Source organism: Azohydromonas australica DSM 1124 (assembly GCF_000430725.1).
Lineage (GTDB): Bacteria > Pseudomonadota > Gammaproteobacteria > Burkholderiales > Burkholderiaceae_C > Azohydromonas > Azohydromonas australica.
The window spans coordinates 15,570-25,702 of sequence record NZ_KE387216.1 but is presented as its reverse complement, the minus strand read 5'-3'; the positions used below and the strand labels follow the sequence as shown (position 1 = coordinate 25,702).

The window sequence follows — 10,133 nt, the reverse complement described above, 5'->3', positions numbered from 1 at the left end:
CCCGCATAGCGGCCGTTCGGTGCGTAGTACGAGGCCACGTACACCGTGTTGGCGCTCACCGGCACCGGCGTGGAGAAATTCACCTGCTGCCAGCCGGTGGCCGTCTCACTGGTGAAAGGTGCCGTAGCCAGCCGCGTGCCGCTGAGGCTCCAAAGGTTGCCGATGTGCGTGCCGGTGTTGCCCGTGCCCTTGTAGAAGCGCACGCCGGTGATGAAGCCGTCGACGTCCACGCGGAACTTGACGCCCAGTTCCACCGCGCCGGGGTCATTGATCGAGGCATTGGCAGGCGCGGCCGTGGTGGACCAGCCGTTACAGGGGCAACTGTTCACGGCAGACGCCGCCACGGTGGTGAAGCTCCACGACACGCTGGAGGCCATCGGGTTGCCTGAGGCGTCCTTGATGCGCGGGTCGCTGGTGCCACCGCGCAGCGTGGCGGTGTAAGTGGTGGAGGCCGACAAGGCCGTAGAGGGCGTCAGCGTCGCGGTACGCGTGGTGGGGTCGTAGCTGATGCTGGCCGCGACACTGGCATTGGCCGCGTTGCGCAGTTCGAAGGTGTTGCCATTGATCGTCGTGGCGTCCAGCGCGTCGTTGAAGACGGCCTTGACGGTGGAAAACACGCTCACGCCCGTGGCGCCCGCAGCCGGAGTGGTGGACGAAACGCTGGGTCCGGCAGTATCCACCCCGTAGGTGGCGACGTAGCTGCCAGCATCGGCGTTAAAGAAGGCGTACTCCACCCCCTTGATAACCTTGATGGAGAAGCCCACCGCGCTGCCGCCGTGCGCGAGACTGGTGAGCACGTTGGCGCCCGAGCGCCGCGGCAGCATGCCCTGCAGCCCGTTGGCCGCGGGGCTGCGGGAAACGCTGAAGTTGAATGCGCTGCCACTCCAGCTCATCGCGCTGAAGGCCGAAGCATTGCGCGCATCCAGCCAGGCGAGCATTTGGCGCGCGGACACGACGGGTACGCCGCGTGCTTGGGCCGAGGCCACCACGGCCTCGGACTCAGGGATGTTGTCCACGTCGGTGTGGGCGTTGACGGTGTAGGCGCCGTAATAGCCCTCCGCGCCCAGCGCGCGGTCGAGCAGCTGGTCAATGGTCAGCGGGTAGCTTTGGCCCGACTCGTCAGTCATTTGCGTGGCGGCCTGGTACACGTCGATGAATGCACCGTCCAAGCGCATGAAGCGCATGGGCATGGCCGAACCGGTGAAGATGCCCGGCACGTCCGCCACCCAGCCCGGCGGCCAGAAGTAGTAGCTCGTGTCCAGCCGCATGCCGTATTTGGCCTGGGTCTGCGCGCCCGTGCTCCAGTCGCTCCAGGCGATGCAGTGGTGGCGCTGCGTCACGGGCGCAGGGACGCTGCCGTACCGGGCCTGCCATTGGCCTAGCTGCGTGGCGTAGGCCTCGTCCAGCGAGAGAGCATCGAAGTCGCCGCAGCTTGTGCTCACATGCAGCCCTACCTCGAAGCCCTCGGCATCGTACTGCGCCGCCTGCTCGTTACTCAGTGGCGTGTCCGGGAAGACGTAGGAGGTGCCGCGCACGCATTCCCAGGTCGCCACCGAGCAACCCGTGGGGCTGAGCTGACGGAAGCGGTTGAAGCGCCCGGCGGTGCCGTTGTTGCCGTGGTCATCGCCCGTCATGATGACCACGGCCTTGTGCCCATTGGGGAAATACCAGAAGCGCGGCAGCGGCTTGCGCGCGAGGTTCATGTGCGTGATGAGGTTGGCCAGCAGCCGCTGCTGCTCGTCGGCCTGCGGAATGGCCACCTTGCTCAGGTCCACCCAGTCGGCTTTGGGGTCCGCGGCGGCGTCGCCGTAGAACTTGTCGTTCGAGCGGATGGGAGCCAGGCCGTCGCGCTCCTGCGTGGCCCACGCGGGGTTGCCCTGGCGCGTGTACACCACCGAGGTGGCCAGGTCGTAGGTGAAGGCCGCGGCCTTGCCGGATCCCACGCTGCGCAGCGTCACGGCCGGGTTGGCAGTGGCCGCGGTGGCGCTGCTGTAGAGCGTGGCCAGCGCCGTGGCGCCGCTCAAGGTGTAGCGATCGGCGCTGCCGTGGAACTGCATGGTCTGGTTGACGATGCCGTTGCCCACGGGGTTGGCGGTATCCACCAGCAAGTAGCCGTTGGAGAGCTGGGCCCCCGTGCCGGCCAGGCCCAGCAGCGGCGCGAGATTGGCGCTGGGCGCCATGGCAATGAGGTTGCCCCCGGCATTGACCCAGTCCGTCAGCAGCGTGACCTGCGAGCCGCTGAGAGCCGTCTTTGCCAGAATCACCACGTCATAGGCGGACAGCGTGGCGGCGTTGACAGAGGCGACGTCTGCTACGGCAAAGGCACTGAAGCCTTCGTTGCGCAGGATCTCGGCGTAGTACAGCCCGAAGTTGCTGTTGCCCGAGGTCAATACCAGAATGGGCCCACCAGGGCCCTGGGCCGGGTCGGCCGCCTGTACGGGCTTGTGCCAGCACAGTAGCGCGACGAGCCAAGCCATCAAGAAGACGACCATTTGTCTGGCGTATCCCGCACGCGCAACACTGCATTGCTTCATCGCCGCCCTCCTCTGGCTGGCTCGTTATTGCTCGAGGCTGAGCCCGGCATCTTGGGCTCCGTGGTACTGCGCCCGGCTACTTGCCCACGCCGCTGGCCACGTTCCAGCGCACGACGCGGTTGTCGTCGCCGCCGGCAAACAGTACGTTCTTGTTCTTGTCATCGAACACCAGCGCATTAACGGGTGAACTACCAGCGCCAAGCTGCTTGTCCAGCCGACCGCTGGCCATGTCCCACACGAAGATTTGGCCGTCCTCGCCGCCGCTGGCCAGCACGGTGCCGTCACGGTTGAAAGCGATGCTGCGCACAGCAGCCTTGTGGCCGGTGAAGGCTTCGGTGCGGTAGCCCGTGGCCAGGTCCCACTGCAGCACCTCCCCATCCGCGCCGGCGCTGGCGAGCGTCTTGCCATCGGGGCGGAACGCGACCCCGTAGACCTCGTCGGCATGCCCACGCAGTGTGTGCAGCAGCTTGCCGCTGGCCACGTTGAAAACCAAGATGCGCGCCGAGGCGTCGGCACTGGCCAGCAAGGCTCCGTCGGCGCTGAAGGCCACCGCGTTGACGAAGCCGGTATGGCCCGAGAGGACCTTTTCCAGCTTGCCCGTGGCCGCGCGCCACAGCATCACGCGTGTCTCCTCGCCTGCAGTGGCAATGAGTGCGCCGTCGGGGCCTTGTGCAATCGCACGGATGGGATGCTCGTGGCCTTGCAGCGTGAAGACCTTCTTCCCCGTAGCGTTGTTGAAGATATGGACGTTGCTATCGCGACCGACAACGCCCAAAAACTTGCTGTCGCGGCTGAAGACGATGCCGGAAGCAACAGTATCGATGTCGATGTTGAACTTGGAGACGTCCACCACGCTGTTCGCATCAAGTATCCGCACCTTGCCGTCCGCACGCGCCACAGCCACCATACTTCCGTCCGGGGACACCGAAATCGAGGTCACGCCTTTCTTCAAGTACTGACGCAATCTTTTTCCCAGCTTGAGGGCCTGGCTATTTTCAGTGTTTCCGCTGGCCGTGGGGTCTTGTATTTCAGCCTTGCTCGAAGTTGTCGTCAAGGAAGATGTCGAGACGCCATCGCCACCGCCACATCCGATCAACACAGCACAGGACAGCAAGCAGCTTGCTGTTATGCCTACACGCTGCACGCGCTGAGATTTACGTCGCATATTTCCCTCGCTTGATGGATGTAGCCCTGCCTCACCAAGACAAGAGAGGCCTTGGTAATATCCATACCAACCCGCGTCGGCCTTTAGGTCTGTTCGGTTAAAGGTTTTCCAAATGTGGAATTTAAGTCTCAATCACAAAGTCTTGTTTTTACTGCGAAAACCACACATCACCAAATACGCCGGCTTTTTGATTTTTTCATTGTTACCAAAAAAGAGGTATATGCAAGCCCCCATATCGGGTATCTATCCAGCCACCGCCCAGCAGCATGCAGAAGCAGGAGAACCTAACCGAAGCGGTATCGAGTTGAACAGTGTTGTACAGTGCAACCAAAATGGCGTTACTTAACAATACCAAAAAAACTTCATGAAACCAAATGTGCCTCGGCTCTTACTACTACTCCGCGCGTGCTTTTCACAAAGGCTATGCCTTAAGTTTGGATTTGACGTGGCATTGATTGAAAAATCCTTGAGAGCCACCCCACTGATTCAGGGCATTATCAAATTCTTCGACATAAGCAAGGCACTGCTCGAGAGCAGTGAACGATGTACCTGGACGGAACCTGCTGACTGGTGCGGACGCTGCCATTGCAGTGATGACGCCCGCGGGTCGGCTGCACACTTCCCTGCCCCCGCATGACAGCGGCCGCCATGCCTGTCATAGGAGTGGATCAAGTTGCCATTACCGCCAGGACACGCGGCACGGCTGCAATTTCAGCTTTCCAGGGAGGCATTACTTGAGTAACGAATGCGCATGAAGTTGTGCGAGAGAGCGCACTACAGCAATACGGCACTTGCTGCTTGGCCGAGAAGAACTGCGCTCTCCCAGGCAGCGCCCGGGAGGCGAGTCTCACGCATGCCAGCGGCGATTGCGGAGCTCCCCTAGAACTGCGGCAGCCCACCCTCCAGCGTCAGGCCAAAGCTGTTGAAGGCCAGAGCAGTCGCACCTGCCGGAATCTTGCGGAGCTTGAGTTCGAAGCACTGGCCCGTCGAATGGCTGTCGCAGGCGATGACAAGGTCGGCCTCGTGCTGCCTGGGCGGCGGCGCGGCGTTGCCCAGGCGCAGGCTGCGCCGGATGCGTGAGGGCTTGTTTTTGTCGGCGGCGTTGTCCCGGCGAACCGCGGCATGGCTTGGCGTTGCTGGTGCCAGCGTCACCGGGCCCATATCGACGGCCATGGCCCGCAGGCGCGGCAGCGCGGAGTTCGACACAAACGCGTCCAGTGCCGTATGCGAGCCAAAAAGCCGCAACCGTGCAGGTGTGCCCGGCATGCGCTCACCGCACCTCCAGCCCGGCACGTCGATGCCCACGCGCTCCAGCATCGAGCCCTGCGCCTTGTTGAACCCGTGCAGCCAGCGCCAGGCCAAGGGGACCAGGTGTGACGGCGGCTCGATGGAGTCGGTGAAATCCAGCTCGACGTAGTGCAAGGCGCAGAGTTCCAGCATCGCGGCTTCCCTTACTCTTCACCGCCGCCGAACACGCCGCCGCGGATGCACAAGGCTGTGTAGAACAGCCGGTCCTCGCGGCTCAGTGTCTGGCCGCCGCTTCTAGCCAAGCGCTCGATGATTTCCTTCATGCTCCCTGTCGTGCGGCGCCAGGCGCGCGCTTCATGCGAGTTGGCGCCGTAGGGCTCGACGGCGATGGGCCTGTTCGGCCTGGCGTCGGGATACCAGGTGTCGATCTGCCGCAGGGTGTTGCCGGCTTTGCGGTCGTTGACGATGGCCTGGAGCTCGCCATTGGGCAGCCGCAGCTTGGCCAGCATCCGAGTGACACCTTCGCCGCCGGGCCAGCGGCGCTGGGAGGCGCGTTTCTGGTCATCTGAGGGCCATTCCTGGCTCGGGTAGACCCGGGCGCCCAGACCCAGCATGTACCTGGCTTGCAGCCGCAGCATGGTGCCGTGGCCGGTCTCGCGCAGCAGCGCGTCGGCGATCCACCCGGCCAGGGTCTGCAGCGTCCTGCGGTGGGCCTCGTAGCTCGCCGTGTCCAGCGAGAACGGCTGTGCCTCGTCGCGCAGCAGGTTGTCGAAGTCCAGCTGCTCGCTGCCCAGCTCTACCATCACCCGGTGTCTGTCTGCCGTCAGGAAGTTGCGCCACCCGAGCATACCGCAGGCGATCTGGATGGCGTAGCGGGTGCCGAGCTCCGCGATGCCGGCATCCGCGCCCTTGACCTGCTCCAGCACCTCGGCATGCAGCCGCAGGAAGCCCGACTCGCTGCAGGTCTGCGGCGTGGCGTAGCGGTTCTTGATCAGCAGCCGGCCCCGCAGGACCAGCGCCTCGTGGCCGGGGGCCAGTTCGCTGCTCTCGACAACCTGGAGAATGGCCTGGTCGCGCTTTTCGAGCGGCGTCTTCGACGTCGCGTTCAGGCCGCGCAGCGGCTCTTCCCGGATCGTCACTGGCACCATCTCAGACACGGTGCTCGCCATGGTCGGTGCGCTGAACATCAGCATGTGGCTGGGCTCGAGTGTGCGCGCGAAAGACAGGATGGACGGGCTGGCAGTCGGCATTGTTGTTCCTCGTTGGCTGGTACAGCGGGATGCCTGCAATGTCAGGCTAGCGCGGTGCAGACGTAGCTGCCATCGACCGGCTGCTCCTTCCACAGCACGCGATAGCCTGGCTCGGCTTGCGCCGCATCCACGCCGGCACGGATGGAGGCCGCGGTTTGCAAGGCGGCCAGGGTGTACATCGGCGAAGCCACTCTCGAGGCTCCAAGTAGCCCGTCCGAAAACAGCCGCACGCTGCGCTGTGATGGCTCGGACTCCAGCGCCAGGTAGCCGCTGGTGACCGGGTAGATGCGGCGCCGCTCGAAGCCGTGTTCCTCATAGAAGTCGCGGTAAGGCCTTGGCCGCTGATCGTGGCGCAGCGTGGCCGCAAGCAGGGTGTCCATCAACGGCAGGCCTGCGGTCCGGGCCGCCTGGACCAGCGCCGACTCATCGCGCAATACCAGCGCCCGCGAGGGCAGCAGCGCCATGGCGCGCGCCAGCTCGGCGGGGTGGCGCTCGACAAGCCGAGGCGTGGCGAGGTTGGCCGCGGGGCGCTGTACGACCAGCCTACCCTTGCACAGTCGCAGCTCGGTGAGCACGCTGGCGGCGTCGCCGGAGAGCTTCTGCGTGGTCAGCAGCTCGATGCCACGCGGCGTTGCGCCGCGCAGCCGGATCACGAAGCTGGCGGTGAAAGAGGCCCAGATCGCCGGCACGGCTTCCGGCGTGGCCACTCCCTCCTTCATCGTTTTGACGTAGCCGGCGTGCATCTCGTAGTCCTCGACGCCCAGGCCAATGCCATCGGGCTGCAGCTCTCCGGGTCCAAGCCCCTTGGCTTTGGCCAAGCTAATGGCAAAGGCGCGCGCCAGGCCGGTGAGCCCTGTTACCGACGGCAGCCCGACAAATGGCCCCTGTGACACCTTGACGGACTGTGCGCTCACGCGCAGGAAAACGAAGTGCCTGTGCATGGGATGGATAAACTTCAGGTGCGCTCGTGCATCACCACGGCAAATGCGACTTCTCGTACCTCGGGCTCGTACTCCCGGCTCCACGGCTTCCTGGGATAGGCCTGGTCCAGCGCGGCCAGCACGCGGCGGCTGGCGTCCCCGGCCAGGGGCGCAAGCACCTCCCTGGCGACGACGGATCGCAGCCCCGCTTCCCCGGTAACGAAGAGGCGCCAGGGCTGCGGCGCCCACCCGATGAACGCGGCGTCGCGAGCCTGTAGCGTCCGGCCACGCACCTCGGATTCCGACACCAGGGCGTGCCAGTGATCCCGCAGCACCAGCAGCGGCGCCAGCACTTCGATGACCATCGCTGTGAAGAGGGCCCGACGCCTTTGCCGATAGGGGCGTGACTCGGCCTGCGGCAGCAGGTAGCGCGGTGCCTTGGCGCCGGGCGGCGGCGTGACGGCGGCCAGGTGCGCCTCCTCGACGTAGGCCACGGCGGCATCGAGATCCACGCCGGCCTGGCGAATGAAAGGAATGTCCAACCGCACATTGGCCGTGTGGATCTCCTTGGTCACATCCATGGCCACGTTCTGCGGGTTTTGGCCGCCCAAAGGGATTGTTGAGGCCGGGAACGTCAGGTACATCCGCTCCAGACGCTGCTCCTGGGCCACCAGATCGGAGCGCAGCCGGGCGGGCTGTTGCTGTTCAACGTCCTGGGCCACCTTGGTGGCGCCGCCGCGGTGCCTGTTTGCCTTGCCGGTTTTGACGCTGATGGCAAGCTGTTCATCGATTTCCTTGATCTGCTGCCGCACCTGGACCTGAAGCTCCAGGATCTCCGCGCGGTAGGCGGCAGCCAAGCGCTCCTTGGCCTCATGGACCTCGGCGGGCAGGGCGAACGGCGTCAGCACGCTCAGGCATTCCTCTGGCGGTTCGTCCAGCCCGGCAGGCAGGTCGCCGACGAAGACCTGCGCTTCACCGCGCATTGGTGGTGGCTCTCCGCCCGGGGCAAGGGCCTCGATGAGGACCGCCGCGCTGGCGACGCCGTGGGCACTCAGCGAGGACTGCACCTGTTTGCAGAGCTCGGGGTGCCGAGCCAGAACGTCGGGCAGTCGCGCCCGGATGCCTCGGTAGTCGACCAGCGGCAGGAAGACATGCCAAAGCGGCTGGTATGAGGCGGTGCAAGTCAGTGTACGAGTGGCCCGGGTGCTGAAGTCCTCCTCGGTGACCATCATCCCTAGCGCTTGCGTGCGGGGTTGCTGCAGCTTGACGAAGCCACCGTGCCCGCCCATGTTGCGAAAGCGCACCGGGTGCGTGCATACGCTGTCCTGTGCCTTGCGAAAACCACGGCTCTGGACGAAGGCCGCCAAGTCGATCTGACTGGCGGCGCTCCACGGATCAGCCAGTACCGCGGCGAACTTCGCCGGGTCCTCCTGGACCAACGGCACCGGCTCGGCGCCAGACTTGCGCTTCGACTTGCCTGGGGAGCCCGAGCCGGTGCTGAGGAACGGATGCGGTTGCAGCGCAATGTGCCAGGCCGCTATCTGCTCATCTGTCGTGAGGCCCGCCCGGGTACTGCCGCTGATCAGCGTGCTGCCATTGTCGGCGTGGACCACGGATAGCAAGAAGGCGAGCAACTGCGCCAGCTCTTGTGAGGATTCCAGACGCAGCCAACCGGGCTGGGTGCGCAGCAAGGCATTCTTGATGGTCCTGGTCGGGGATGTCGCCCGCGCCAGGTCGTCGATGAAATCGGCAAGCGACCGTGTATGGTTGGAAGTCATCATTTCCAGGCATCCAGCGCCATATGCACGGCGAGAGCATCTGGCGCACGGTGCCAAGCGTTCGGGCACAAGCTGCTCATAGGAAAACACCTTTCACGGGCGTGACAGCTTGCCATGTGCATGAGGCTCTGCACGGTAAATACGAAGCGGCCTGCGCGGCCGAAGGATCTTCCTGCCATGCTTGGCTCGCCGCCTTGATCCTCTAAGCAGCCTGCGCGGCCGGAGAGATCGCGGGACGATTGCCTCCCTTAATGTTGAATTTGCAGGCGGCCTGCGTGGCCGACATTCGCTGCACCGCTCCTTGTCGCTCCGCTCGCTATCGTCAAGCGGCCTGCGCGGCCGAAAGCCAGCAACTTACCATCTCGGAGCGGTTGTTGATCCTCTAAGCGGCCTGCGCGGCCGAAAGCACCCCATTCGCGCCATTGCACAGAGTCCCGATCCTCGAAGCGGCCTGCACGGCCGAGAGCCAGGGGATTCCCTTGATAGCCTCACTTGAATATCTCTAAGCGGCCTGCGCGGCCGTCACAGGACGAGGGCGGAGTGCTTGAGCTTGATGACCCTCTAAGCGGCCTGTGCGGCCGTGAGCCACGGCAGCGGCTTGCGCGGGTGAAAGCCATGGCGAACTGCGTCAACTTACTAAAACCGGCGTAAGTAAAGTTTCATGCTGAGGCGTAGCGGCAGGTCGGTGCGTGGAAGAAGCTCGCAACCACTCGAGGCAACTTCTGCAGTCGATGCAAGGTTCGGTAGACCGTTCGCTTGAGTTCGTCCTTGGTCCGCGCTGTTGCCTTGGCCACGCGGGCCTTCACGTGACCCCAGACAAGCTCGTCGGGATTGAGCTGGGGCGCGTACCCAGGAAGGAAGAACAACTCGAGCCGCTCGGCGTTGTTCTCGACGAAGCGCTTGGTCAGCTTGGAGGTGTGTGCGGGGTGTCCGTCCACCACCAGGAAGATCTTGCGGTCCATGCCCGTGATCAGGCGGCGCAGGAACTCGCAGAAGGTTTCTCCATTGAGCCGGCCTTCGATCGTCATGAAGCGCAGGTGACCCTTGGCAGAGATGGCCGAGAGCATGTTCAAGCCATATCGCGCGCCCGTGGCCTTGACCACCGGTGTCTGGCCCTTGGGCGCCCAGGTCGTGCCCGCATGGTGGTCTGCCCGAATCCCTGACTCGTCGGCAAACATCACCAGCGCCCCCTCGCGCTTGGCCCGTGACGCGATCTTGGGGTATTCGTGCTCGCGCCA

7 protein-coding genes are annotated in these 10,133 nt (G+C 64.5%); all 7 read right to left on the bottom strand.

All coding sequences use genetic code 11. The features are described 5' to 3' along the window. Nucleotides 1-2,492, bottom strand: a 2,492-nt coding sequence (locus H537_RS47850) for a DUF4082 domain-containing protein (protein WP_211235145.1), incomplete at its 3' end; no start/stop codon positions are given. A gap of 118 nt (nucleotides 2,493-2,610) precedes the next feature. Further along, nucleotides 2,611-3,588, bottom strand: a complete 978-nt coding sequence (locus tag H537_RS0137040; protein ID WP_169517172.1) for a WD40 repeat domain-containing protein — start codon at nucleotides 3,586-3,588, stop codon at nucleotides 2,611-2,613. Between the two features lie 990 nt (nucleotides 3,589-4,578). After that, a complete protein-coding gene (locus tag H537_RS0137035; RefSeq protein ID WP_084151237.1) occupies nucleotides 4,579-5,139 on the bottom strand; it encodes a type I-F CRISPR-associated endoribonuclease Cas6/Csy4 in 561 nt (186 codons plus the stop codon). 11 nt (nucleotides 5,140-5,150) lie between these two features. Further along, on the bottom strand, nucleotides 5,151-6,290 hold the full coding sequence (locus H537_RS0137030; protein ID WP_169517171.1) for a type I-F CRISPR-associated protein Cas7f/Csy3: 1,140 nt from the start codon (nucleotides 6,288-6,290) through the stop codon (nucleotides 5,151-5,153). Then, nucleotides 6,239-7,138: a hypothetical protein gene (locus H537_RS0137025; protein ID WP_029001889.1), complete on the bottom strand. Its 900-nt coding sequence runs from the start codon at nucleotides 7,136-7,138 to the stop codon at nucleotides 6,239-6,241. The genes H537_RS0137030 and H537_RS0137025 overlap by 52 nt, the downstream gene beginning before the upstream one ends. A gap of 14 nt (nucleotides 7,139-7,152) precedes the next feature. Next, a complete protein-coding gene (locus H537_RS0137020) occupies nucleotides 7,153-8,898 on the bottom strand; it encodes a hypothetical protein (protein ID WP_043461841.1) in 1,746 nt (581 codons plus the stop codon). A 656-nt stretch (nucleotides 8,899-9,554) separates the two neighbouring features. After that, nucleotides 9,555-10,133 (bottom strand): IS630 family transposase (locus H537_RS0137015; protein ID WP_029001887.1); only part of this gene is annotated, 579 nt, incomplete at its 5' end.